Source organism: Halalkaliarchaeum desulfuricum, assembly GCF_002952775.1.
GTDB classification, from domain to species: domain Archaea; phylum Halobacteriota; class Halobacteria; order Halobacteriales; family Haloferacaceae; genus Halalkaliarchaeum; species Halalkaliarchaeum desulfuricum.
In genome coordinates this window covers 2,298,752-2,322,536 of record NZ_CP025066.1, presented here as the reverse complement: position 1 = coordinate 2,322,536, position 23,785 = coordinate 2,298,752, and the positions used below count along the sequence as shown (strand labels likewise).

20 protein-coding genes and 1 tRNA gene are annotated in these 23,785 nt (G+C 59.3%); 15 read left to right on the top strand and 6 right to left on the bottom strand.

Features of this window, described 5'->3' with window-relative positions; genetic code table 11:
- The first annotated feature begins 521 nt into the window (after nt 1-521).
- The 8 genes from AArcSl_RS11605 (at nt 522) to AArcSl_RS11570 (ending at nt 3,293) form a co-directional block, all read left to right on the top strand.
- Nucleotides 522-794, top strand: a complete 273-nt coding sequence (locus AArcSl_RS11605; RefSeq protein ID WP_119819297.1) for a hypothetical protein — start codon at nt 522-524, stop codon at nt 792-794.
- A complete protein-coding gene (locus AArcSl_RS11600; protein WP_119819294.1) occupies nt 791-1,306 on the top strand; it encodes a hypothetical protein in 516 nt (171 codons plus the stop codon). Before AArcSl_RS11605 ends, AArcSl_RS11600 begins: the two co-directional genes overlap by 4 nt.
- Before the next feature lie 180 nt (nt 1,307-1,486).
- Nucleotides 1,487-1,876, top strand: a complete 390-nt coding sequence (locus AArcSl_RS16650) for a hypothetical protein (RefSeq protein WP_133412161.1) — start codon at nt 1,487-1,489, stop codon at nt 1,874-1,876.
- Nucleotides 1,876-2,277: a DUF6166 domain-containing protein gene (locus AArcSl_RS11590; RefSeq protein WP_133412160.1), complete on the top strand. Its 402-nt coding sequence runs from the start codon at nt 1,876-1,878 to the stop codon at nt 2,275-2,277. The genes AArcSl_RS16650 and AArcSl_RS11590 overlap by 1 nt, the downstream gene beginning before the upstream one ends.
- On the top strand, nt 2,270-2,449 hold the full coding sequence (locus AArcSl_RS11585; protein WP_119819285.1) for a hypothetical protein: 180 nt from the start codon (nt 2,270-2,272) through the stop codon (nt 2,447-2,449). Before AArcSl_RS11590 ends, AArcSl_RS11585 begins: the two co-directional genes overlap by 8 nt.
- Nucleotides 2,449-2,811: a DUF6908 domain-containing protein gene (locus AArcSl_RS11580; RefSeq protein ID WP_119819282.1), complete on the top strand. Its 363-nt coding sequence runs from the start codon at nt 2,449-2,451 to the stop codon at nt 2,809-2,811. The genes AArcSl_RS11585 and AArcSl_RS11580 overlap by 1 nt, the downstream gene beginning before the upstream one ends.
- Nucleotides 2,812-2,855: 44 nt before the next feature.
- Nucleotides 2,856-3,029 carry a hypothetical protein gene (locus tag AArcSl_RS16915; RefSeq protein ID WP_161945946.1) on the top strand — a complete coding sequence of 58 codons (174 nt, stop codon included), beginning with the start codon at nt 2,856-2,858 and terminating at the stop codon, nt 3,027-3,029.
- Between the two features lie 33 nt (nt 3,030-3,062).
- On the top strand, nt 3,063-3,293 hold the full coding sequence (locus tag AArcSl_RS11570; protein WP_119819276.1) for a hypothetical protein: 231 nt from the start codon (nt 3,063-3,065) through the stop codon (nt 3,291-3,293).
- Nucleotides 3,294-3,514: 221 nt separating this feature from the next.
- Here AArcSl_RS11570 and AArcSl_RS17790 read toward each other — a convergent pair whose 3' ends face one another.
- Nucleotides 3,515-3,778, bottom strand: a complete 264-nt coding sequence (locus AArcSl_RS17790; protein ID WP_119819273.1) for a PadR family transcriptional regulator — start codon at nt 3,776-3,778, stop codon at nt 3,515-3,517.
- Nucleotides 3,779-3,920: 142 nt separating this feature from the next.
- On the opposite strand from AArcSl_RS17790, the gene AArcSl_RS11560 reads away from it, so the two are divergent.
- The 3 genes from AArcSl_RS11560 to AArcSl_RS11550 all read left to right on the top strand — a co-directional run bounded on the left by AArcSl_RS11560 (nt 3,921) and on the right by AArcSl_RS11550 (nt 12,879).
- A complete protein-coding gene (locus AArcSl_RS11560) occupies nt 3,921-4,994 on the top strand; it encodes an endonuclease NucS domain-containing protein (RefSeq protein ID WP_161945944.1) in 1,074 nt (357 codons plus the stop codon).
- Nucleotides 4,995-5,393: 399 nt separating this feature from the next.
- Nucleotides 5,394-9,521, top strand: a complete 4,128-nt coding sequence (locus AArcSl_RS11555) for an Eco57I restriction-modification methylase domain-containing protein (RefSeq protein ID WP_119819267.1) — start codon at nt 5,394-5,396, stop codon at nt 9,519-9,521.
- On the top strand, nt 9,514-12,879 hold the full coding sequence (locus AArcSl_RS11550; RefSeq protein WP_119821951.1) for a helicase-related protein: 3,366 nt from the start codon (nt 9,514-9,516) through the stop codon (nt 12,877-12,879). Before AArcSl_RS11555 ends, AArcSl_RS11550 begins: the two co-directional genes overlap by 8 nt.
- Before the next feature lie 8 nt (nt 12,880-12,887).
- Here AArcSl_RS11550 and AArcSl_RS11545 read toward each other — a convergent pair whose 3' ends face one another.
- The gene (locus AArcSl_RS11545) at nt 12,888-13,460 is read right to left on the bottom strand and encodes a hypothetical protein (protein WP_119819264.1); all 573 of its coding nucleotides are present in this window, start codon (nt 13,458-13,460) and stop codon (nt 12,888-12,890) included.
- A gap of 173 nt (nt 13,461-13,633) precedes the next feature.
- On the opposite strand from AArcSl_RS11545, the gene AArcSl_RS11540 reads away from it, so the two are divergent.
- From AArcSl_RS11540 to AArcSl_RS11525, 4 genes are all read left to right on the top strand, one after another.
- Nucleotides 13,634-14,602, top strand: coding sequence for a DUF2800 domain-containing protein (locus AArcSl_RS11540; protein ID WP_119819261.1), 969 nt, complete (start codon nt 13,634-13,636; stop codon nt 14,600-14,602).
- Nucleotides 14,599-15,111 carry a hypothetical protein gene (locus tag AArcSl_RS11535; protein ID WP_133412159.1) on the top strand — a complete coding sequence of 171 codons (513 nt, stop codon included), beginning with the start codon at nt 14,599-14,601 and terminating at the stop codon, nt 15,109-15,111. Before AArcSl_RS11540 ends, AArcSl_RS11535 begins: the two co-directional genes overlap by 4 nt.
- Before the next feature lie 747 nt (nt 15,112-15,858).
- Nucleotides 15,859-16,842, top strand: a complete 984-nt coding sequence (locus tag AArcSl_RS11530) for a methyltransferase (protein ID WP_119819254.1) — start codon at nt 15,859-15,861, stop codon at nt 16,840-16,842.
- 207 nt (nt 16,843-17,049) lie between these two features.
- On the top strand, nt 17,050-19,449 hold the full coding sequence (locus tag AArcSl_RS11525) for a bifunctional metallophosphatase/5'-nucleotidase (RefSeq protein WP_161945942.1): 2,400 nt from the start codon (nt 17,050-17,052) through the stop codon (nt 19,447-19,449).
- 341 nt (nt 19,450-19,790) lie between these two features.
- Here AArcSl_RS11525 and AArcSl_RS11520 read toward each other — a convergent pair whose 3' ends face one another.
- The 4 genes from AArcSl_RS11520 to AArcSl_RS11505 all read right to left on the bottom strand — a co-directional run bounded on the left by AArcSl_RS11520 (nt 19,791) and on the right by AArcSl_RS11505 (nt 23,781).
- On the bottom strand, nt 19,791-20,759 hold the full coding sequence (locus tag AArcSl_RS11520; protein ID WP_119819248.1) for a S1 family peptidase: 969 nt from the start codon (nt 20,757-20,759) through the stop codon (nt 19,791-19,793).
- A 258-nt stretch (nt 20,760-21,017) separates the two neighbouring features.
- Nucleotides 21,018-21,088 (bottom strand) — tRNA-Pro (locus tag AArcSl_RS11515).
- Nucleotides 21,089-21,165: 77 nt separating this feature from the next.
- Nucleotides 21,166-22,245 carry a succinylglutamate desuccinylase/aspartoacylase family protein gene (locus tag AArcSl_RS11510; protein WP_119819245.1) on the bottom strand — a complete coding sequence of 360 codons (1,080 nt, stop codon included), beginning with the start codon at nt 22,243-22,245 and terminating at the stop codon, nt 21,166-21,168.
- A 105-nt stretch (nt 22,246-22,350) separates the two neighbouring features.
- On the bottom strand, nt 22,351-23,781 hold the full coding sequence (locus AArcSl_RS11505) for a glycerate kinase type-2 family protein (protein WP_119819243.1): 1,431 nt from the start codon (nt 23,779-23,781) through the stop codon (nt 22,351-22,353).
- Nucleotides 23,782-23,785: the final 4 nt, after the last annotated feature.

The window sequence follows — 23,785 nt, the reverse complement described above, 5'->3', positions numbered from 1 at the left end:
GTGGGGTGGGGGAGAAACTCGAAGGACAGATAGTTGATGTGTGGAGTGGTGGGTGGGGGAGGTCTCAAACAGACAACTATTCCACGGGAGAGGTTAGACCACCCCACCCCCCTCCCCATACCGATGAAACTGCATACTATTGATGTATGACAGATCGATAGAGCGCGATGCCAACGCATCATTCCCGATTCTTGACCGATCCATGCCAACAGAACCGGTGGCCAGAGCACCGGTGACTCGTTTTCCGCTGTGGTCCACATCGCCAAGCCAGCGTATCTCGATCTCACGCATTTGTTGGCATGGCGTGCTCTCCCCCTCCCCTCTAAAGACCAATAAGAGTGCCTGAAACGCTCGTTTACCGTTAGTTTCTGCTGGAAAAGTTGTAACTTTACCTATACATTCCCTACTATTACTTAAGGGAAATCCTACTGAGGAGCTGCGGCTTCGGGCACAGAGTCCGAAGTATAGGCCCGGTGCTGGAACACCGGACTCGGTAGGCTTCCCTGAGGAGCAAGGAAGCAATGATAGATAGTGGCGACACTCGGTTAAAGACACCGGGAACGAAGGTAGCACAGGGCGACAAAGACACGATTCTCGAACGGCACGCGGCGCAGGTCAACGGCCACGACCTGGCGAAGTGCGAGGACTGGGAAGGGCCGCTGACGCCCGAGGAGCGACGAGACGGGATGTCAGCTTGGTACACCTTCTACGCTTGCGAGAACTGCGGAGTTGAGGCGGTTCTTCCGCCCCACCGCTGGGAGACGATCCCGTGCGAGACGGAGGGACAGCGATGAGCGGAAATCTTCCTCCTGGCACGACCCCTGCAGACATCGACCGTCACTTCGGGGGGCCAAGTCACGAACACGAATGGCACTTGTCCGAACGTGACGACAACCCGTTCCTCGAAGACCTCGCCGCGATCTGGACGGAGGACTGCGAGTGGGTCGAGATCCTCGACTCGTACACGTCGCAGAAACACGACGAGACGTTCTACGAGGAAGGGGCCGAGTGTGAGGCCACGCGCTCGTACCGATTCGAGCTTGCCTACATCGCACTACTGGACGAAGGCGAGCCCGAGGTTGTCTTCCAGCGAAGTGTGATAGATTGGCTGAAAGAATCCGGATACGACGACGTGTACGACGAGCTGATTGACATCGTCGATGCTGTCGAGTGTAAGTGGTACCACAACGAAGACGACATCGAGGCCGTGTCCGTAGATCCAGATCGGTCAACCGGCGAGTTCGTCATTCGGCTGGGTGATGAGTACGAGGTTGGCTACGGGCCGGGGGTGACCGACGATGCATAAAGCAGAAGCTGAGCTAACGTGTCGTGAACTCGGCTGTCAACGCTCCGCGACGCATACTGTGGTCGTCAACGCGCCAGTTCGCGGATATGCGGAGGACCCTTGTTGCACTGAGCACGCGGAGAAGGCTCGGAGTCACGTCTACGTGAGAGAAGTCTACCGCTGTACTGGGGGTGAAGAGGCGTGAGTCAGTCGATACAGCCCGATGTCGAACCCCGAACGCTCCGAGCAATCACACAGACGTTCTCGGTGCTCCCCGACATCGGACGAGCGAAGGGAGCTGACGACCTGTACTTGGTCGTCTCCCAGAGCGGCAAAGAGTACCTCGTTGACACCCGTGATTGGGCTTGCGAGTGCCCCGACGCTCGACATCGTGATGTTCGCTGCAAGCATCAGCGCCGCGTAGCACTTCACACGGGGGAACTCGACGTAGACGAGCTCGAAGAGCAGCTCGCGACGACGGCTGATGACCTCGAATCCAGTGCCGCCGAGCTGGAACAGCAAGCGCAGGAACTCGCCGAGACCGCCGTCGAACTCCATGACGCGATAGAGCGGCTGGAGGAGGTGGCATAATGTCGCGTCAACCCCTGGGTTCGACCCCCGAAGATGCCCATCGAGGGCCTTCCATCACGGGGAATCAGGCGGGCCTCTCGACGGAGACGGTCTATCGAGGGCAACGGGATCCGACAGCCCCAGTGGGTGAGGAGGTTGAGGTCACCGTCGATGGTGAACCGCTGGACAAGCGATACGATCTGCTCAGCGCCAATCCAACGGGGTTCGAGTTCGGTTACGGTGGTTCAGGTCCGGCACAGTTGGCGATAGCGATACTGGCCCACGCCTACGACGACGAGTTCGCTTGCGAGTGGTATCAGCGGTTCAAGCGAGAAGTAGTCGCGCAGCTTCCAGAGGGTGGCTGGGTGCTGACGAAGGACGACCTCGATGCCTGGCGCGAGGGGATGGCCAGCGATGCTTGAGCGGTTCATCTGCTTCCAGATCTGGTGGTTCCGCCGTTTCGACCCAGTATTCCGATTCATCGGCCGCAAGACGGCGCGTGAGGAGTTCATCGAGACAGCGATCGAGACGAGCGAGGAGAACATCGAGCGAACGGCGGGGGCCCTCGGCATCGAACTGGAAGGTGATGTGTGATGGAGGCGATCAAGGAAATCCTCGCCTCGCTCGGTATCGAGTCCATTGAGGAGATGACCGTCAACGAGAGCTACACGATCGAAGTATACGGTTATGAGGATCTGACCATCGAGAAGATCGGGCCGAGTCGGGTCAGCGTGGCGCACCACTACGTTCAGAGGGGAGATCTGATGTCCGACCCCGAAATCGTGTTTCACATCGATAACGGAGAGTGGCGACCGGTGCGGTACACCCAGCATCCGGGGATCCATCAGCACAATCCCGCGGGGGTCGATGTCGAGGACTTCGTGACGCAGTGGTGTGAGAACATACGAGAGCAGGGCTTCGTGGACGCGGCGAAGGAGATGTCAGAAGGGTGCTGACGTTCACGAAACACGATACGGCGACGTGCCCAGACTGCGGGACTATGCTGGTCTATGGAACGAAGGAAGAACCGGCTGGCTGGAAAGTATACTACGAGTGTCACGATTGCTGCGGCTGGGAACGGATGGCGGGTCGGGTATCGCTGGCTGAAGTCGAGCATCGAGACGACGTCGACGAACGCGCCCGCGAGATGGGCGAACAGTGGGCTGGACCGTAACGATCAGGAACCCGTCCATCGATGTTTTCGATAATGAGACGGTTCGAGGTCGGTGATCGCGTCCGCGTCGACATCCCCGACCGTGATGACCCCGACTTCGACCGCTATCACGGCCGCATCGGGGAAGTTGTCGAGGTGATCGAGGACGACGCTGGCGAGCACACTGGCGACGAACGAGACTCGTATCTGTTCGCCATCGAGTTCGAGAACGGGGACACGGAACACTTCCGCTGGCGAGACCTTCGACCGGCACCGTTGGAATAGCGATGGAACTCACCAATCGCGAGCACGAGGTTGTTACCAACGTTTACGGCGACGAGATGCCCCACAATCTCCGGGAGATCGAGACGGAGGAGCTGGTAGCGGTGCACGACAGGGTCTCCAAGGCGGTACAAGCCTCATACGAAGACGACGATGTGGACAGCCTCGGCATCCATCTCCCACTGGAGGAGAAGATCGTTCAGGTGCTTCAGGAGCGGCTGGGATCAGGGGTCGATCCTATCAAGGGCTTCGAGGAGGAGCCGTCCGTTTTCCGTGAGTTGGTAGTGGACTCGCTTCCGCCCTTCCGGTTCTCGATCAGCCACCTCGATCATCCCCTCGTCTTCTAACTCGCCGAGTACGTCGTAGATGTAGCTCTGGGTGTAGTCGATGTCGTTGTCTTTGTCGCTCGCAATGTCGTAACCCGTGATCGGTTCGTTATCGTGGATGTAGTCAAGAACTTGGACCTTCCGCTCGTCGACGAGTGCCATCACTTGACGATTACAGAGGGGTCGGGAAAGCCGATGTAAGCATATTGATAGACCGGTCTAAAAGTTAGACTTGTTCAGTAGTTTGATATTGATCGCGTTGGATGGGCGGTGCATGGAAGTGTATCTCGTGGAGCAAGATGACATGAAACGAGTACCTGAATCCGAACTTGACACGGAAGCGAACCTCGAACAACGACTGGTACGGACGGATGGAGCCAAAATCGGCGAAGTCGAAGTTCTCTACGTTGGCCGTCAGGGGAGTCCCGGGGAAGGCGGCATCTTCGACATCCTCGGCGTTGACGAGCGGGGAGATACCGTAATCGTGGAACTCAAGCGTGATCGCGCCCCGCGGGACATCGTTGCACAGGCGCTCGAATACGCCTCTGAAATTAGGAACGTCGACTACGAGTATCTCGACGATCAGTACCGCCAATTTCTCCGCGAGGAGCAGGGCCACACCGAGCCGAACGACATCCTGAGCCTTCGCGAGGCGCACTGCGAGTATTTCGACCTCGATGATGTGCTCTCCAAACGGGAGTTCAACAACGAACAGCGGCTCGTAGTCGTCGGAACTGACTTTCAGGACGTATCACTCAATATGGCCGACTTTCTGCGGGAACACGGCGTCGATGTCGTGGCCGTCGAGTACTCGACCTATCGGGATGAGAACAAAGGTATCGAACTGCTCACGACCGATGGTGTCCGCCGTCCGTTGAGTGAGGAACCGACCGGGACCGTCACGAGCACGTCAGACTCCGAGGACTATTCGGAGCTCATCATCGCCGTTAGAGATCATGTTTTTCCGCAGGTCAAAGACGAACTACACTTCGAGGACGCTGAACGGATCGCAAAGCCGACGCACAAGCGTTCTATCGGATTTGGATCCGACCATCCGGAGCATCCTGGACCGCTGAAATACGGGATGCAACCGCGCATTGAGGAACAGGGTTTGGTTCGATTTCGTGTGAACCTCTGGAACGCAGAGCCAGCCCAGCATGAAGAGCTTCGACAATTCCTTGCCTCGCACGCCGAGTCACTCGATGGGTACACCTTGGCTGAAGACGACACACAGTCGATGGGCATTCTGACCAAGGATGTCGAAGTCGACGGGGACGAGATCGAGGTGAGCGAGATGGCCCAGGAGTTGGTTGATCTGATTGATTACCTCCATCCGAGAGCCATCGAGGAGTACGCAGACCACGAGCTGTTCGGGTAGGCGACGACGGCCTGTTCCAACGGTCGGGGTGGTTGGTTGGGTGTATGGACGGCGTAGAAAGGCATCAGACGGCGTTATGTCGTCACGGTGCGCTCCAGGTGGGATTGCGCATGGTCGGGCTGTCCGGCGTTAGGGCAACCGCGTCAGTCGGATCAGAGGCCGTGCGCCGGCCAGGGGTTGGCCGTAACCGCCTTTTCCAATATCGGATGTGTATGTATGTGTGCCCCCATATGTATGTGCGTGCTCCTACACCTCCGAGGCCCGGAACCGGATTTTGATTCTGTCGAGACTATGCCAACAGAATCGATTGCTCGGGCATCGGGGGCAAGGTAGCAAACCCACCGCCGACTGAAGGTGACCTACCAAAATATATGACCCCGGTCTTCCATGTCCTTTGGTATGGCTTCGGACTTTCTCGAATCTCGCTCCGGCCGTCCATGGGCTGATGATCCGGCTGGCAGCGATTTCGAGTTCTATCAAGGCAATGGACCGAGCGCGCTGGAGGTCATTGTCGTCGATCACGGCGAACGACCGACCAAAGAGTTCCTACAAAAGGCGTACAAAGAGCGACGCGGTGGACGGGTTAACCCGATCCTCGTCGTTGCCCTCTACGACGATTATGCGGGGCTGTGCGGGCCGAGTGGCGAAGAACCACCAGTCTACCGGGATGTCGACCGCGGGCAAGCAGATCGGGTCTGTGACACCGCTCTCGACCAGCCTGACCGACACGCGGCCCAGCGGTTCCTCACCGAGATGCTCCCGCAGCTCGACGAGGAGCTGACCGGGCTACGGAATCAGGGTCTTCTCTCGACGCACGAGCTGAAGGTTGGTGTCCCCGAGCGCGACGATTGGGAAGATGCAGCCGAACAGGCCCGCCAGGCTATCGACGACGATCCCCGCGAGCTGATCAAAGGCCTCAACTTCGAGATCGACCAGCTCACCGATCAGAGCTACGTGTTAAAGGACACCAGCGACGGCCACGAACGTGCCGTAGCGATGTTCCTCCAGGAGGACGAGTCCTTCGATCACGCGCAAGAACGGTTCGTGGGCCAGTCGCCGGTGGCCTATGCGCTCAACGAGGCCGACAAGCGCAACCTCGAATACGTCATCGGGAACAGTGGCGATACACTCCGACTGTACACGACGAATCCGGACGCTGGCTTCGGCTCGCGCGGACGGACGGACACCTACGTCGAGGTGAACACGACACTGCTCGCTGACGAGAAAGCGGCGTACCTCTGGCTGTTGTTCTCTGCGAACGCCCTCCGCGACGACGGGACGCTCCACGACATCATGGAGCGGTCAAAGGACTACGCCGCTGATCTCGGGGCGCGGCTCCGCGAACGCATCTACGACGACGTGATCCCTGACCTCGCGGAAGCCATCGCCAAAGCACGTGATCTCGACGATCCGACGAAGGAAGAGCTTGATGAGACCTATCGGATGACGTTGATACTTCTCTATCGACTTCTGTTCATCGCCTACGCCGAAGACGAGGAGTTCCTCCCCCGGCGTCGAAACGCCCGGTACGACGAGAACTCGCTCAAGCGCAAGGCCAAGAATCTCCACGACTTCATTCAGGACGGCGGCGAGTTCGACGACTCGTTCTACGACCACTGGGACGACGTGATGCACCTCACGCGGGCGGTCCACCACGGACACGACGAACTCGGGCTTCCCGCCTACGACGGGACGCTCCTCTCCGAAGACCCCGACATATCAGACGCGGGAGCAATGTTAGCGGATCTCCGGCTGAACAACGCCGAGTTCGGTCCCGTGCTGTTTCGGTTGCTCGTAGACGAAACCGAGGACGGTTTCCAGGGACCAGTAGACTTCCGCAACATCGGCGTCCGGGAGTTCGGCGTGATCTACGAGGGACTACTGGAATCGGAACTTTCGGTGGCCGACCAGCCGCTCACTATCGACGACGAAGGCCACTACGAACCGGTCGATACTGACGGCCAGCAGACGCTTGGTGACGATGACGTGGTCGTCGAGGAGGGAGAGGTCTACCTCCACGGACAGTCTGGAGAGCGAAAGGCGACCGGTACGTACTACACGAAAACGCGGTTCGTTGAGCACCTATTGGACCACTCGCTGGAGCCTGCGCTGGATGACCACATCGACCGGATTGACCGACTCCGGGAAGAGGAAGGCGAGAACGCCGCCGCAGATGCGTTCTTCGACATTCGCGTGTCCGACATCGCTATGGGCTCTGGACACTTCCTGGTGGGTGCTGTTGACCGGATTGAATCTCGACTCTATAAGTATCTCACCGAGAACCCGCTACCACCGGTTGAAGAGGAACTCGATAATCTGGAAGACGCCGCACTGGAGGCTTTCGACGATGAGGAGTACGCACCGCCAGTTGAGCGGGGACAACTTCTCCGTCGTCAGGTCGCCCGACGGTGCATCTACGGTGTTGACCTGAACCCGCTTGCAACCGAACTTGCGCGCCTGTCGATCTGGGTTCACACCTTTGTTCCAGGGCTTCCGCTGACATTCCTTGATTACAACCTCGTGACTGGCGACTCGCTGGCTGGGATTGGGACGCTTGACGAGGTAACCGACATCCTTGACGTAGAGCAGTCGTCGCTGGGGATGTTCGCGGGTGGTCAGAGCGTGATGAACGAGATCCGGGACGACATCGATCAATTAGGGAGCTTCGCGGATGCCAGTGCCGAGCAGGTTAAAGAGGCACGTGAGACGCGGGAGGAGATTGAGAAGAAACTGGAAGAGGTTCGGGCGCGGTTCGACATATTGGCGGCGTCACGAATTGATGACGAGATCAATACAGACCCCGTTTCGGATACCAATATCGACATTACGCAAGAGGAGTGTTACGAGCAAGCTCAGGATATACTGGCGTCCACTGATCCACTACATTTCCCGGCGTCTTTTCCAGAGGTCTTTGATGGTGATGGATCGGGCTTCGACGTGATTGTTGGAAATCCACCATGGGAGAAAGCGAAGGTAGAGCGACACGAGTTCTGGGCAAGGCACTATCCCGGTCTCCGTGGCCTCTCATCAACAAAACGAGAGGCTCGGATTGATGAGCTGGAAACGGAGCGACCAGATCTTGTTCAAAAGTTGCAAAAAGAGCAAATTGAAGAAGAAAAGAGAGCAAAAATCCTCACAGAAGGCCCTTATCCTGGAATTGGAAGTGGAGATCCAGATATGTATCTCGCGTTTAGCTGGAGATTTTGGAACTTAGTTCGAGATCAAGGGGCTGTCGGTGTGGTCTTACCACGAGGCGCGTTTTCCAACGCGGGTTCGGAGCCTTTCCGTCGAAAGGTGATGGAAGAAGGCTCGATACAAGATCTCACATTCCTGAAAAATCATTCGAATTGGGCTTTTGAGGGAATGGAACCTCGATTTACTATAGGATTATTTAGTTTCACGAAGGGTGAGACGGAGGGTGAGAAGACTGTCCCTATTAGAGGGCCGTATCCTGACGCTGAAAGTTTCAATAAAGGTGTTAATGAACCTCCCTATTATTTCAGCGTGAATGAGGCGAAAGGTTGGACAGATAAAGCATCATTTCCGGCACTTCCAGCCAATTCAGCATCAGTGGGAGTATTTAAACAAATGTCCGATACACCCCCTCTGGGTTTGAACAAAGAAGGTTGCTGGAGAGCAAGGCCAACGTCTGAGCTACATACATCCCAAGATAAGACGAAGGATGATGGAACCCGACTGATGCATTTCACAGACGATCCAGACGAGGATTTCTGGCCAGTATATACTGGAAAATCTTTCAACATCTGGAATCCTGATACTGGAGAACGATATGCATGGGCCGATCCTGATGTTGTCCTTGATTACATTCAGGAGTCACGCGAGAACTCGTATCAATATGCGGGTAAGAGATCAGCATATTATGAAATGGACGAAGATTGGGTGTTTGATGAGGACACACTGACATGTTTAACACCGAGGGTTAGCTTTAGAGACGTTGCACGGGCAACTGATAGCAGAACAGTCATCCCTTGTCTGGTTCCACCTAATACATTCTTAGTTGAGAAGTCCCCATTCTTCCTTTGGCCGAGGGGAACTGAGCAGGATGAAGCATATTTACTCGGTGTATTAAGTTCTATTCCGTTGGATTGGTACGCCCGACGTTTCGTAGAAACGGGGCTAAAATACTATCTGGTTAATTCATTTCCTATACCTCGACCAGGAAAAGATAGCACCCTTCGTAAACGTGTCATCCAGTTATCTGGTCGTCTTGCCGCCGTTGACGATCGGTACGCGGACTGGGCCGACGCAGTTGGAGTGGAGTACGGTCCACTCGACGAAGACACGAAACAGGAGAAGATTTACGAACTGGACGCCGTCGTGGCACATCTCTATGGCCTCTCCCGCGAGCACGTCGAGGTGATCTTCGAGACGTTCCACGACGGCTGGGACTACGAAGAGCGTCTGAACCGCGTCCTCGACTACTATGCCAGCTGGGCTGACCGACTCGATCTTGACCATGCCGACCGCGAAGAAGAACGCGCGGCGGGAACGCGAAACGATGACTGAGCGCCCACAGTTCGTCGATAACCGCAACGGAAACACGCTCGCCCGCGCTATCGACGAGTACCTCGACTACCTCGATGGCCATCTTGCTGACGAGCCCGACCTCGACGTAGTAACAGGATACTTCAACCCACGCGGATACTTCTCGATTTCAGATGGCCTCGAACACGTCGGACAGGTTCGTCTCCTCATCGGTGCTCAGCCCGATCAGGAAGGCATCGAACGCTGGCGACAACCCGAGGAGCCACGTGGTGAGGCCTACGAACGCCAGCGCATCGACGAGGCTCTCCAATCACTCGATGAGAATCTCGAACGCGACCGCAACCTGCTGGGTTTCTCCCGCGACGTTGATCAGGGACTTCAGGAACTCGTTGACTTCCTCCGAAGCGACCAGGTCGAGGTTCGCCGCCACGAGGACAAGTTCGTCCACGGGAAGGCCTACCTGTTCTCGGACGCAGAGGGTGTGATCGCTGGCTCGTCGAACTTCACCGGTGCGGGACTGAACTCGAACCTCGAACTGAACCTTGGCACCTACGACCCGCACGTCACTGACCGCGTCCACGACTGGTTTGAGGAACTGTGGGCCGCCAGCGAACCGTACGATCTGGCCGCCCTCTATGAAGAACGATTCGAACCCTATCGCCCGTACCTGATCTACCTTCGGGTGCTCTGGGAACGCTACGGTGACGAACTGGCCGAAGAAGAGGACGAAGACGGTGGGATCAATCTCGTGAACTTCCAGGAAGATGCTGTCAGGCGGGCCAACCGCTTCCTCAAGCGACACGGTGGCGTCATCATCGCAGACGAGGTCGGCCTCGGGAAGACCTACATCGCGGGTGAGTTGCTCCACCAGTACGTCCAGGAGAACCGCCAGCGTGCGCTCGTGATTTCGCCCGCCTATCTCCGAGACGGTATGTGGGAACAGAAGGGACCTGAGTGGGGAATCCAGTTCGAGACGGTCTCTTACGCCGAACTTCGTAACGAGAGCCAACTCGGTGGTGACAGGAACGTACTGGATCTGGACGTGGACGAGTACCAGCTTGTCGTCATCGACGAAGCCCACGCGTTCCGCAACCCTGGTACGCAACAGTCTCACGCCCTTCGCACGCTCCTCCGTGGTGATCCACCGAAGGACGTGGTCATGCTAACGGCTACGCCGGTCAACAACTCGCTGTGGGACCTGTACTACCTGCTGAACTATTTCATCCGCAACGACGCCGCCTTCGCCAACGAAGGCATCCGGTCGCTCCGTGAGCGGTTCAAAACGGCCCAGTCCGAAGACCCGTCGGATCTCAGCCCCGATATGCTGTTCGACGTGTTGGATGAGACGACTGTCCGCCGGACACGCCGATTCATCAAGAATCACTACGAGGACGCGATGATGCCCGACGGCGAAGGCGGATCTGTCCGTATCAACTTCCCCGATCCGAACCCCCAGCGCGTCGATTACACGTTCTCGGACACGCTTAGTGACGACTACTTCCGCGATGTTGCACGGGGCTTGGCCGCCGGAGAACACGAGGAGTCAGAGCTGACACTCGCCCGCTATCGCCCATCATACTACCTCGAAGGTGAAGAGGACGCGTCGGAACTCTCGCTTGTGGGCCTCCTCCGAACAGGTCTGCTCAAGCGGTTCGAGTCCTCCAGTCATGCCTTTGCCAACACACTCGACCGGATGATCCAGCAAAACCGTGCCGCGCTCCGGCTGATGGATGAGGGGTACTTCCCCGACCCCGACGCCATCGACGAATGGGTCGAGATGGATAGCGACGAGGCGATGGATGAAGCACTCGGAGAAGCCGCCGATGGTCGGGTTCCACTGTCAGCCGCCGATCTCGATCCAATACGCCTCCAGGACGATTTGGAGAACGACATCGAGATACTCGAACGCTGGCGGGACGGCGCACGGAGTGTGAGCCGCGAGGACGACCAGAAGCTCCATGCCCTCCGTGAGACCCTCTCCGAGGTCGTTGAGCGAGCGCGAGATGATGCTGAGGCACGCGAACTCGAAGACAAGGATGTCGAGGCGGCGTTCCAACGGAACCGCAAGGTGCTGTTGTTCTCCTACTACGAAGATACGGTGGACTGGATCTACGAATATCTTGAGGAGGTCGTAGCGGAGGACGATGAACTGTCGTGCTACGAGGGACGTATCGCGGCGGTGGTTGGTGATGGTGCGAAGTACGGAGTAAGCCGCGAAGATGCGGTTCACGGCTTCGCACCGAACTCCGGGGACGCGCCGCCGGACGCCACCGACGAGTACGACATCCTGATCGCCACGGATGTACTTGGCCAAGGTGTCAATCTCCAGGAAGCACGGACGGTCATCAACTACGACCTCCCGTGGAACCCGATGCGGGTGGTCCAGCGGAATGGGCGCATCGACCGCGTGAACTCACCGCACTCGGAGATCTACCCGATCACGTTCTTCCCTGAAAATCGTCTCGACGACCTCCTGGAACTCGAACACCGGGTACGCCAGAAACTCACACAGGCCGCCCGATCGATTGGCGTGAGCGGTGGCGTCATCCCCGACATGGAGACGTTGAATCAGAACTTCGCGGAGCGCGTCGAGGACATCGGCTCGATCCAAGAGGAGGACAGGGATTTCTACGAGGAGGGCGGCGGGACTGCGGCCGCCTACTCCGGTGAGGAGTACCGACAGGAACTCCGCAAGGGACTGGAGACACGGGAAGACCAGGTCACGTCACTTCCGTGGGCGGCTGGCTCTGGGTTTGAGGGCGACACGCCTGGATACTTCTTCTGCGCTCGGATTGGCGAGGAGGTGTTCATGCGGTTCCTCCCCGAGGAGACGGATGAGGAAGATGACGAGATTGTCCAAGACACGCTCACCTGTCTCAAGCGGATCGAGTGTACCGAGGAAACCGATCGTATGCTTCCGGACTCGATGCGTGACCGCGTATACGACGCGTGGGAGACGGCCCGTTCGGACATCTACACGCAGTGGCAAGAGCAGACCGACCCGTTGAACGTGCAGCCCGACATCCGGCGGCTGTTCCGCGAGGTCGCCCAGCACCTTCGGGAGAACTGGCCGGACGACATGACCCAGGACGAGCTTCAAGAGACGGTCGAGGCCGTCGAGGCTCCGTGGGGTCGTCGGTACGAGCGTGAACTCCGTGAGATCTACGAGGATGAATCCCTTGCCCCGGTTGAGAAGTCGCGTCAGCTCGTCGAGAAGGTCGAAGATCTGGGTCTTCAGCCGTTCGAGGCCCCCGATCCACTCCCGCCGATTCAGGAAGACGAGGTGAAGCTGATCTGCTGGATGGTCGTCGCGCCCGAAGAGGACGAGGAGGAAGATGATCGGCCACAATTGATGTCACAGGTGACATTCGGTACGTAGTTCTAACATCAGCCAAGGATCGGAGCGAGGTCTGTGTAGGAGTCTTCAAGGATTTCCCCGTTGGGTGGGGTGCCACGGTCGGTGCTAATTTTCCACTGTGACTCGTCTTCGGTGTTATAGATCGTAAACTGACCAGAGTGCAACTCGTCATCGGGGACAATATAGAGTTGATCGACACCCGGTCCAAGGAATACATGAATCAATTCTCCGCGATCTGAAAGTTGATCGTTAACGTTCCAGCTTCCACCCCAGAACTGGAAATCCACGTGGTAGTGGATCCAGATGATCTTGGTGTCGGTATCCGTATCCACCTTCCACGAGCTTCGACGGAGCTTTTCTATCCTGCTGACTTCCTCCCGACCCCCAAGCTGAGACAAAAATTGGTCTTTCCGTTCCTTTGCGGAGTTCGTTGTTTTAGATTGGGCTGTAGTTGACCCCTCTTCTGCACCTTGCTCCAGCAGTTCTTCATGTCCAGCCTCCTTGATGAGCTGCTGAATTACATCGTCAGGGCTATCAAACGTACCGCCAAGTTCGTTGATTGCTGTCGCCGTTTCATCCGAGAGTCGGACGCTTCTCGACATCTCATCTGAGTGTATGAGTGTGCGGAGTAATAAATCTCTCGGAGAGTTTTAAATACTCGTCTGAGTTTTGCAGATTTGGAGGGGGCTCGTGCCAACAGCCACCAGGGCCACGGCTCCGATCGGCCCGAGAAGCGTCCCCCACGATTTTAGCCTCCGGCCACTTCTTCGCGGATATGACGTTCAGCGTCTCGTGGCACACGCTCCTCGACGAACTCGACGATCTCCCCGAGGGAGCGACGCTGATCACCCCACTCTCGCACAAGCGATTTCGGGTCACCAACGTGCAGGAGCAACGTGTCATCATCGACTTCGAGGATAGGGACGAGAAACGACCACTCCAGCGTGACCAATTCGAGACCCTGTATCGGCGCATCACCGGCGAGCCGGACGGCTTCGAGCTTGACCGACTCCCACCTGACGCGGATCCGTACCCGGCGGTTTTGAGTCTCCACCCACGGTTCGAGATCGACGAGGACGCGGGCGTGATCATCGAGAAGGATGGGCCGACCACCAGCCAGCTTCTCGATGCCGAACCCGCCAATGAAACCGACGAACGGTCAGAGCCGGACTTGGACGTGTATGCGGACGCGCTGTTGCTCGTAGACGCTCTTGAGCGCCACGACGTGGCCACACTGTCAGAGATGGAGACGGACGCGCTCGTGAACCTATACACCCTACTCTCGGACGTCCAGCGCAACGCCAACGACCTCCGTCAGGACGTAGCTGACGTACTGCTGAACCGGCTGCATCACGACCGGCCCGTGAGCGGCCCCTTCGGGTCTGTCCAGCGTACGACGCGTCGGAATCGCTCGCTGAAAGACGAGGATGAGGTACTGGCGAAGCTGGAGGCCGAAGGAATCGACCGTGAGCGGGTGACGGGTATCGACCGGAGCAAGGTCGACGACGCCTTGGAGGTCACTGAGCTGGCCGAGAGCGACGTCTACGACATCGAGGAGAGTGAGTACGTCCGCAAGGCCGACGTCGACGAGGAGGTCAAGGAAACGCGTCTCCAAGGCCTCAAGGAGCAACTCGCGGCGACAGAAGGTGAAGAAGCTGAGGAGCTACGCCAGGAGATCGAGGACCTGGAGGGCCGTATCGACGAACTCACCAGCTTCCGAACGGGGGCGGAGGTTCACGAATGACTGTCACGATCAAAGTACCGCCGCGATATGCTCGGCTTGCCCGTAAGATGGCGAAGGAACGAAACCAGTCGTTCGAAGAAAACGAGGCCTGGAACAACGAGTCGGACACCTGGGGTGTAGATCCAGAAGAGCGAAACTACCGAGGCCTCATGGGTGAGTTCGCGTTTGCAGAGTACGCCGATCTGGTTGTAGACACCTCAACCAGCAGGTGGGGCGACGGAGGAAAGGACTTCGCTGCGGAAATCAACGGGAAACCCGCTGACATAGACGTGAAAACGTCAAATAAAGAGCCGAAAGCACTGATGGTCAAAGAATACGCGGTCGATGCAGACTACTATGTCCTTGGTCATCTCGACGGGTACGAGGTAACGTTCTTCGGTGGGGCGTGGAAAGACAGCATTACGAATGGAGTCCGAAAGGAGTCTCCATTTGGCCATGTCAACTACACTCTGGGTATCGACTATCTGGAGCCGTTGCCGGAGCCAGACAAGGTGACTCTACGTCGATAGCGGTGACGTATATGGACGTAGGGGGAGATCGAGTGGACTGTTTGACTATCGGCTTGCAGTGCCGGGATTATACCGCCCTGTACTGGATTTTCGATTCCGGCCCTACGACATTAGCTCCTGCGTTAATCCGACGCTGTAGGGGCGGAGTCTCGGCTGTCGCTGTGACGTAGATATTTTTATAACTCTTGCCCCCATTTTGCATCTCGTCGAGGGAAGAAACAGGCGTATTTGGGTGTCTGAGGGCCGTTTGAGCAGGTGGGGCTTAGGACGCTGTCCCATAGGGGTCCGCAGGTTCGAATCCTGTCCCGCGCACTTCTCGGCTCGACCGAATGGGAGAGCCGGAAGTGCGCCCTGGAGGATTCGAAGTAGAGAAGACGCGCGCAGCGATGCGAGCACGTCTTCGCGTGGTTCGAATCCTGTCCCGCGCATGCGAGGTCGAACGAAGTGAGACCTCGTGAAGCGAACGGCGACCGCGGGGAGCCGTGAGCCCGGATTTCGGGCGAAGCGACGAACGAGCAGGCACGGATTCGAACCCTGGAAGTCACAGCCCGGAACGGCCGAGCGAAGCGAGGCCGCAGCCCGGACTGTCTTCCTCTGGTTCGAATCCTGTCCCGCGCATGCGAGGTCGAACGAAGTGAGACCTCGTGAAGCGAACGGCGACCGCGGGGAGCCGTGAGCCCGGATTTCGGGCGAAGCGACGAACGAGCAGGCACACGCCTTTTTATTCGCCCCGTCATCGGTGCGAGTATGACCGAATATCCCACTGACGATAGCAAGCCAACAGACGGAAGCGAGACGACGTACGCCAGTGACACGATATACGCCAGACACGCACCGGTGTTCGTCCTCTGGGCCTGCCGGGAGACGGGCATCGTCGATACACTACTCGAGGCGCCGCGGGAGCCGACGGAGGTCGCCGAAACGACTGGCGTCACCGAACGCGCGGCTGCAGTTGCGCTCGATGCCCTCGTTGCCCTCGGCTTCGCCGAAGAACGGAACGGCGAGTACCGACCCACTGATCGGCTCAGTGCGTTCGACCCGGAAACGCCCATCGAAGAGCGAGGAATCCTTCCACACCGGCTAGATTCCCTGGAGAAATACCTCGCCCTCCCGACGGCGATGAAGGGCGGCGATCGGCCGGGGTTTTCCGAGACGGGGCTCGAAAACTACGCCGCCGGAATGGCTTCCGTCGACGGGAGCCTCCTGCGAGCAGCGGTGACGGCCACCGAACACGCTCATCCCCGCCCCGATTGCGTCCTCGACGTCGGGGGCGGCATCGGCCGGTTCGGCACCGAGTTCGCCCGGCGGGGCGCCGCCGTCACGCTCGTCGACCGCCCCGGCGTGATCGAACTCGCACGCCAGCACCTCGAGGGATCCGACGTCGAACCGGTCCCGGGCGACGCACTCGAATCGCTGCCGGATGGGTTCGACCTCGCATTCTGTGGCCGGTTGACGGTGGGGTTTTCTCCCGCTGAAAACGAACGGCTGTTCGAGAACGTCTACGAGGCACTCGATGCGGGCGGCACCGTGGCATGCCTCGAGTACGTCAGCGGGAGATCCAGCATTGCCCCGATGTTTGCCGTCCACATGCTGGCCATGTCGGAGACTGGAGGTACGTACACCGAGGAGCAGTATCATACCTGGCTCGGACGCGCCGGATTCGTCGATGTCGACGTGCGAGACGTTCCGGGTACCGACTGTCAACTTGTGATCGGACGCAAGCCCGAGTGACCGTTTCAGGGTGACAAAATTCGCCTTTCTGGACGCCGATCAGTTCGACGAAATATTTCGAAGGAACGGTTCGCAACTGCAGCAGACATCGACCCAATCGGCGACTGGCCGACGAACTTTCGGACGGCGTTACTTTCAACCGGGTGTAAATTGAGATATCGGTTTTTCCGGGGATAATTATTTAGACCAGCTTTCATTATGAAGGGTATGTCGGATCCAGACGAGAGACGCGACCGACAGTACCTGTCCGGCAAAGAAAAACGACCAACTGCGTATCGTTCGGGGGACGACGACAATTCACACGGAGGAGACAAGATATCACAGGGGCACAATACGACCAGCTGTGGCTGTGGCTGTGGGCGCGATCGGAGCCTCCGTCCGACTCGGCGGCAGGTGCTCGGTGCAGCTGCGGCCGGCATCACTGCTTCCACGTTCAGCCTCGGCGCGGCGGCCGACGAGGACGACACCTACACCATTGTCCACGACCTGCACTCTCACAGCGACGTCGGGGACGTCGGCGAGTCAAACATCGCCCGATACCAGACCCTGATCCAGGAGCACATCGCGGATCGGGACGACGCGCTGTTCGTGACGACCGGCGACGAACTCGGCTCGTCGCTCATCTCGTTTTTCACCGAGGGACAACACAAGGTCGACTTCATGAACGACATGGGGATCACCGCCGCCGGCGTCGGCAACCACGACTTCGACTACGGGATCGACGCCACGTTCGAGAAGTTCGAAAACAGCGAATTCCCCTGGATCACGTCGAACCTGAAGACGCCCGACGGCGACCAGCTTCCCGACACGGAGCCGTACCACATCGTCGACGCCGACGGGATCCGCGTGGGCATTTTCAACGTGGTGCTCAGGGGATTCCACAACATCACCAACTATCCCGACGAATACGTCCAGGAGGATCCGGTCGAACGGGCCGAGGAGATGACCGAGTACCTCTACGAGGAGGAGGACTGCGACTCGGTCGTGCTTTCCTCGCACGTCAACCACGAGACGCACTACGAGATCGCGGAGGCCGTCGACGATCTCGACGCGATTTTCGGCTCTCACTCCCACATCACGTTCGACGAAGCGGACGTCCACGAGGGAACCGCAATAAGCGAGATCGGCTACGCGTACGCTCACCTGGGCGTGATGACTCTCGATTCCGACGGGGACCTCGTCGATTGGCAGCGGATCGACCTCGACGAGGAGATCGATCCGGATCCGGTGTTCAAACAGCGACTCGTGGACCTCCACGAGGAGATCGACGAACAGGTGAGCCAGCCCGCCGGACGAACGGCGTACGAACTCGACGCCTGGGGTGGAACGAACTACTCCCGCGAGAGCCACATGGGGAACCTCATCACCGATGCGATGCTGGACTATTACGACGAAGCCGACGTGGCCTTCCAGAACGCCGGCGGGATCAGGACGAACGACACGTACGGTCCCGGAGAGCTCACGGTCGAGGACATCCTCTCGATCAACCCGTTCGACAACGAAATCGTGCTGTTCGAGGCGGAAGGGTGGCGGATTCGGTCGGCGCTCGGGGAACTCGGCCTCGTCGACGTCGAGGAGGAAAGCTCCAGGATCGACGCGCTACCGGGCGCCACCTTCGGCGCCCAGCAGGGGCAGCAGGTGGCGGGGATCCAGTACGAGTGGAGTGGTCACGAAGAACCGGAAGTCCACGAAGTGTACGTGGACGGCGAACCGCTGCAGGACGACGAGACGTACACCGTCGCCACCACCGACTACATCAAGGACATCGCGAGCGGATACGAAGCGTTCCACGAAATCCCCGAAGAGGACGTCATCGCCGAATCGGGCACCCGCTACGGGCCGGCAGTCGTCGAGTATCTCACCGAACAGGGAGTCGTGGAGCCGGCGATCGAGGGTCGGATTCTCAGGGTGGACGAAGAGGTCGGTGCAGAGTCGGGACTCGAGGTCGACGGGGAGGCGGGAACGGTCACGATTCGGTTCGAGACGCCGGAACACGCTCTCGGGATCTATCCCGACACGTTCACAGCTATCACCGAACATCTCGGGGGTTCGCCGGTCCGTGCCAGGGACGTAACCGTAGACGGCGAGGAAGTTCTCGTCACGTTCAGCCACAACCAGCTACTTTCGTTGGCGACCGGACCTGGAGACGTTTCGCTACGCGTGTTCGGTGGCTTCGACCCCGACAGCGAAGCGTACGGGTACGAGGACGAGGAAGGAAACCTCCGCGAACTCCCGGTTTCCGCCGGATACGAGTACTTCGTCATGAAGGGTTCACTTGAGGACTCGGACGGACTGCTTGGCCTGGACGACGAACGCGCTGACGTCGGTGAGGACGAAGACGACGATGGCGAGGAGGATGGTGACGCCGGTGACGAGGACGAGGACGAGGACGAGGACGAGAACACAGGTGAGGGAGACGACGGAGAAGACGATACAGGCGACGATTCCGACGATGACAACGGCGAGGGTCCGGGAGATGATCCGGACGAGGATGCGAGCCTCGAAGTCCCCGGGTTCGGTCCGCTGGCCGCTCTCGCCGGAGTCGGCGGCGCCGGAACGTACGCCTACCTCCGAGTCGGTGACGAGAAAGACGACGTCGAGGAGTGAAGGCGGGGTCGCTGCCGATCCCTGCGGGGTTCGTCACGGTAACGGTTGCACACAGATAAAGCGGGGCGAGTAAAACGCTGTTCGGTGTTTCCGGCAAGGCAAGTCGATTTGGCCGCCTCCACAAAATTTATGTTATGTTATGACATACCAAGATTCTGTACGGAGGTGGTGATACACTCTATCGACAACCCCAATCCCACAATCCACTCGGAACCGCTCCCGAACGTATCCGGTAGGTCTGTCATCCTTTTCAACCCCAAAGATACCCCGAGCCCGAGCAAACCCCCACAGATCCGTCGGGCCGAACTGACACTGCATCGAACAACCCGGTTCATTCTCCGTCACAGGAGTCGTTCTTCGATCGTATCGATACTGACAAACCCGCCATCCGGCTCGTAGGCAGCGAAGTTCGTGAACAGTTGCTCGGGCGCATGGTAGAGGTCGTCCCTCGTCAACCCGACCACCTCCATCCCGATCACCCGGCCGTCGAGATCGAACACCGGGCTCCCGCTCGTGCCGCGGCGGCCCGGAACTGTGGCCCTGTACAGTTCGTCCAGATCAGTCTCCTCTTCTTCCCCCTCGAACGTTCCCACCGAACAGACCCAGTCTCCGACATTGTATGGATGGCCGACGCTGAACAGCGTGTCTCCCGGGGAGACGTCGTCGATGGTCCCGAACTCGAGAGCGTCCTCGAGATCCATTTCTGCGGAAAGTACCTGTGTGTCGATTCTGTCGTCCGCCCGCCGTGCGGTGTATTCTGTCGTCTCACCGGATTTGGACTCCAGGAAGGTGGTCTCCGTTGCGCCCCCGATTACGTGTTCGGCAGTCAGGTAATCCCGACCGTCAACGTAAAATCCAGTTCCGACCGAGCCATTGGCAACGATGAGGACGACCGAGTTCCGCAGCTCGAGGGCAGCCTCGATCGCCGTCTCGATCTCGTGGTCCGGGATATCCGCTTCCGGTTCGAGGGTGGCGAGACGGTCTTCGAGGTCCGATTTCGTCCGCTGTAGCTCGTCGATCTCGCTCTCGAGTTCCTCCAGGCCCTCCACTGTTTCTGCATGGGTCGACCGGACCTCTTCGAGTTCCCGTTGTTTCTCTTCCAGTTGTGATTCCACCGCATCGAGTTCGGTTTCGAGCTCCTCGATTCGATCCTCCTTGTCGGCGACGACGACCTCTAGCTCTTCGGCTTCCCCTGCACGCTCCTGGAGGGTATCCAACTGCTCCTCCCGGACTACTGTGTAGCCCAGACAGCCGGCGGTCGAAGCCAAGCCAGCGGTGACTGTGGCCGACAGAAAGGATCGCCTGTCCATGTCGGAATTTCCACCGTGCCAGATAAGAAACTTGTCTCAGATATACTCTCGTGAGAATACCTCGGTCGGGTGGTCGATATCGGATAGACGACTTCCCTGGCGTGATTAACCTGAAAAACCGAGTGGGACCGCCGAGATTCGAACTCGCCAAGACGGTCCTGCTCGCTCCCGTCGGTCGCTGTGCGGGCTGCGGCTTGTCTGCTCGAATCTCGGCTCTGCCAGCATTTGCTGCTCGCGAAGTAGCTCGCAGCAAAATAATGGGACCGCCGAGATTCGAACTCAGGTCCGACGCACCCCATGCGCCGAGGATACCGCTACCCCACGGTCCCGCACGTCGACAAACGAGAGTACATCAATTAAGGGCTTCGTTTCGTGGGGGCTCCCTCCGGCGGACAGCTTCTCCTTTTTACGATCGTTCTACAACGAGATCCCCATCGTCGCGAACGGCCATGCTCGCGACGGGATCCCCTTCGAAAACCGCCAGTCCCTCGTTTCGCGAAATCACGTAGCCGTCGTGCTCCGTCTCGACGACGTCGATCCGTTCCCCCGTCGGCGTGACGAGATCCGCGACGGGGTCACCAGCTGACAGAACGTCACCCGACTCCACCCGGTGGCGAACGATCCCGGCAGTTTCCGTCCGCGGATGCAGGGCGCGCCGGACGTCGTACTCGACCGGTGGAGAGACTGCTCTAACTCCGGCAGAGGATCGGTTGACGGACGTCGGTGGCGCACCGTCGAACATGTCGAATGCATCCATCGCAGCGTGAATCCCCTCGATGCCGGCCACCCGAATCCCTTCGTCGACGACGCTGTGCCCCCCGAGTTCGACCGTTACTGCCGGGATCCCGGCACCGTTGAGCGCGGCACCGGCCGTAGACCGCTGGAGGTTCTCCTCGAGGTACTCCGCGGCCGGATACTCCCTGACTGTCGGAAAGCGAAACGCAGACGCGATCGTTCCGACACGGTCGGACAGTTCCTCAGCCTCGTCGCTGTTCCGGAGGTCACCATACAGCACCCGATCCCTGATGACAAACGGCAGCGAGTCGATCCGGGCAGTGTGGAGGTCGATCAGCCAGTCCGCCGAATCGGTGATCTCCTCGAACAGCAATCTGTCGATCCGCTCTTGCGTGTTCGGGGGCCGCTCCGACTCCGACTCCGGATCCGGAAAGCAACGGTTTGGGTCGTGATCTCCGTAGTATGAGGTTCGGGTGTTCCGACGCAATCCGGCCGGATTCACCACCGGGACGCATATCACCGTTCCACACAGGGGTTCGGTGAGTTGCTCGTTTACGGCGTCCTGTGCGACGGCGACGCCGGTTGCCTCGTCGCCGTGGACCCCCCCGGTGAGCCACAGCGTGGGGCCGTCGACCTCCCCTCGAGCGACCACAATTGGGAGCTGTTCCGTCCCGCCGGTCGGCAGTCCGGTGACCTCGAGCCAGCCGGTGTCGAACTCGCCGGGAGAGATGTCGATGGTCCCGATCTCCATACGACGTCTCCGACCTCCCTGCTTAAAAACCGTCCGCGGGATGAGGCGGAGGGGATACAGGGAAGGGGATGCGATGCCGGGCGGGGAATGCGTGCGCCAGGAGGATCACTCGTCGACGACCAGGACGCGGAGATCGTTCACGTTGGTTCCGGTTTTCCCGGTCTTCAACAGCAGATCCCGTTCGTTCAGGGCGTCGTAAGCATCGTTGTCTGCGAGGGCTTTCATCACTGCCGCTCTCGAAATCGCGTTCGGATCGACGATCCCGCCTGCGGCGTCGGTCGGCCCGTCGAATCCATCGGTGTCTGCGGCGGCGACGACGATCGATTTTGGGCCACCGTCTGCCAGTTCCCCGGCAGCGGCGAGCGCGAACTCCTGGTTCGGTCCGCCTCGGCCGTCACCCGTGATCGTCACCGTAGTTTCGCCACCGGAGACGACGACTGCCGGCGGAGAAACCGGGTCCCCTGTTGCGGCGATCTCCTCGCCGATCGCGACGAACGTCTTTGCCGCCTCCCGAGATTCACCGCGGATCCGCGAGGAGAGCAGTATCGTTTCGTACCCCTCCACTTCAGCGCGGTTCCTGGCAGCGTCTGCGGCCGTGTACCCGTCGGCCAGCACATGGGTCGTCACGCGATCGAACGCCGACTCTCCGGGTTTCGGTGTTTCGGAAATCTCGCCGGCTGCGCCGCGCTCGAGTCGCCCGCGAACTGATTCGGGGACGGCAAGATCGTACCGATCCAGCACGTCGCTGGCGTCGGCGTATGTTGTCGGATCGGGGACGAACGGCCCGGAGGCAATGACGTCGAGATCGTTGCCGACGACGTCCGAGACCACCAGCCCGACGACTCTCGCCGGCGTTGCAGCCTCCGCAAGCCGGCCGCCCTTCACGGCCGAGAGGTGTTTTCGAACGGCGTTGATCTCGTGTATCGTCGCCCCCGCTGCGAGCAACGCGTTCGTCGTCTCCCGGAGATCCGACAGGGTAACCCCCTCGGCTGGGGCCGGCAACAGCGCGCTCCCGCCGCCGGTTATTACCCCGAGTACGAGCGTGTTCTCGTCGGCCGCCGTCACGAGATCGAGAAGTTCCCGGGCGCCGGCGACGCCTGCCTCGTCGGGTACCGGGTGAGAGCCGTACCGAACCTCGACACGTTGGAGATCGTGGCCGTCGAGTTCCGTGTCCTCGGATGTCCCCCCAGGACTATCGAACGTCCCCTCGGAACCCTCGGTTTTCCCCCTGTGATCCCGGTCGGTCACGATTACGCCACCGGAGAGACGGTGGCCGAGAATCTCCTCGAGCTGCGCTGCGACCGCGACCGCGGCCTTCCCTCCGCCGACAACGAGAATCCGGTCGTAGCCCGAGAGATCGATCGTCTCGATTGTGTCGTCGACTGCCGACGGACCGACCTGCAGTTGCGACCCGGATCGAGAGACCGCCGAACCCGTGACCGACCCGGGATGGGCAGCGCGGATCCCCGCCTCGAGACAGTCGAGAGCGATCCCGTGTGCCGGGGAGCGTCCCTGTTCCTCCCGATTATCGAACATGGCG

Excerpts from the sequence above, each read along its gene's own strand:
- AArcSl_RS11605 (WP_119819297.1), top strand. The coding sequence starts at position 522 with ATGATAGATAGTGGCGACACTCGGTTAAAGACACCGGGAACGAAGGTA.
- AArcSl_RS11600 (WP_119819294.1), top strand. The coding sequence starts at position 791 with ATGAGCGGAAATCTTCCTCCTGGCACGACCCCTGCAGACATCGACCGT.
- AArcSl_RS11590 (WP_133412160.1), top strand. The coding sequence starts at position 1,876 with ATGTCGCGTCAACCCCTGGGTTCGACCCCCGAAGATGCCCATCGAGGG.
- AArcSl_RS11585 (WP_119819285.1), top strand. The coding sequence starts at position 2,270 with ATGCTTGAGCGGTTCATCTGCTTCCAGATCTGGTGGTTCCGCCGTTTC.
- AArcSl_RS11580 (WP_119819282.1), top strand. The coding sequence starts at position 2,449 with ATGGAGGCGATCAAGGAAATCCTCGCCTCGCTCGGTATCGAGTCCATT.
- AArcSl_RS16915 (WP_161945946.1), top strand. The coding sequence starts at position 2,856 with ATGCTGGTCTATGGAACGAAGGAAGAACCGGCTGGCTGGAAAGTATAC.
- AArcSl_RS11570 (WP_119819276.1), top strand. The coding sequence starts at position 3,063 with ATGAGACGGTTCGAGGTCGGTGATCGCGTCCGCGTCGACATCCCCGAC.
- AArcSl_RS17790 (WP_119819273.1), bottom strand. The coding sequence starts at position 3,778 with ATGGCACTCGTCGACGAGCGGAAGGTCCAAGTTCTTGACTACATCCAC.
- AArcSl_RS11560 (WP_161945944.1), top strand. The coding sequence starts at position 3,921 with ATGAAACGAGTACCTGAATCCGAACTTGACACGGAAGCGAACCTCGAA.
- AArcSl_RS11555 (WP_119819267.1), top strand. The coding sequence starts at position 5,394 with ATGGCTTCGGACTTTCTCGAATCTCGCTCCGGCCGTCCATGGGCTGAT.
- AArcSl_RS11550 (WP_119821951.1), top strand. The coding sequence starts at position 9,514 with ATGACTGAGCGCCCACAGTTCGTCGATAACCGCAACGGAAACACGCTC.
- AArcSl_RS11545 (WP_119819264.1), bottom strand. The coding sequence starts at position 13,460 with ATGTCGAGAAGCGTCCGACTCTCGGATGAAACGGCGACAGCAATCAAC.
- AArcSl_RS11540 (WP_119819261.1), top strand. The coding sequence starts at position 13,634 with ATGACGTTCAGCGTCTCGTGGCACACGCTCCTCGACGAACTCGACGAT.
- AArcSl_RS11535 (WP_133412159.1), top strand. The coding sequence starts at position 14,599 with ATGACTGTCACGATCAAAGTACCGCCGCGATATGCTCGGCTTGCCCGT.
- AArcSl_RS11530 (WP_119819254.1), top strand. The coding sequence starts at position 15,859 with ATGACCGAATATCCCACTGACGATAGCAAGCCAACAGACGGAAGCGAG.
- AArcSl_RS11525 (WP_161945942.1), top strand. The coding sequence starts at position 17,050 with ATGTCGGATCCAGACGAGAGACGCGACCGACAGTACCTGTCCGGCAAA.
- AArcSl_RS11520 (WP_119819248.1), bottom strand. The coding sequence starts at position 20,759 with ATGGACAGGCGATCCTTTCTGTCGGCCACAGTCACCGCTGGCTTGGCT.
- AArcSl_RS11510 (WP_119819245.1), bottom strand. The coding sequence starts at position 22,245 with ATGGAGATCGGGACCATCGACATCTCTCCCGGCGAGTTCGACACCGGC.
- AArcSl_RS11505 (WP_119819243.1), bottom strand. The coding sequence starts at position 23,781 with ATGTTCGATAATCGGGAGGAACAGGGACGCTCCCCGGCACACGGGATC.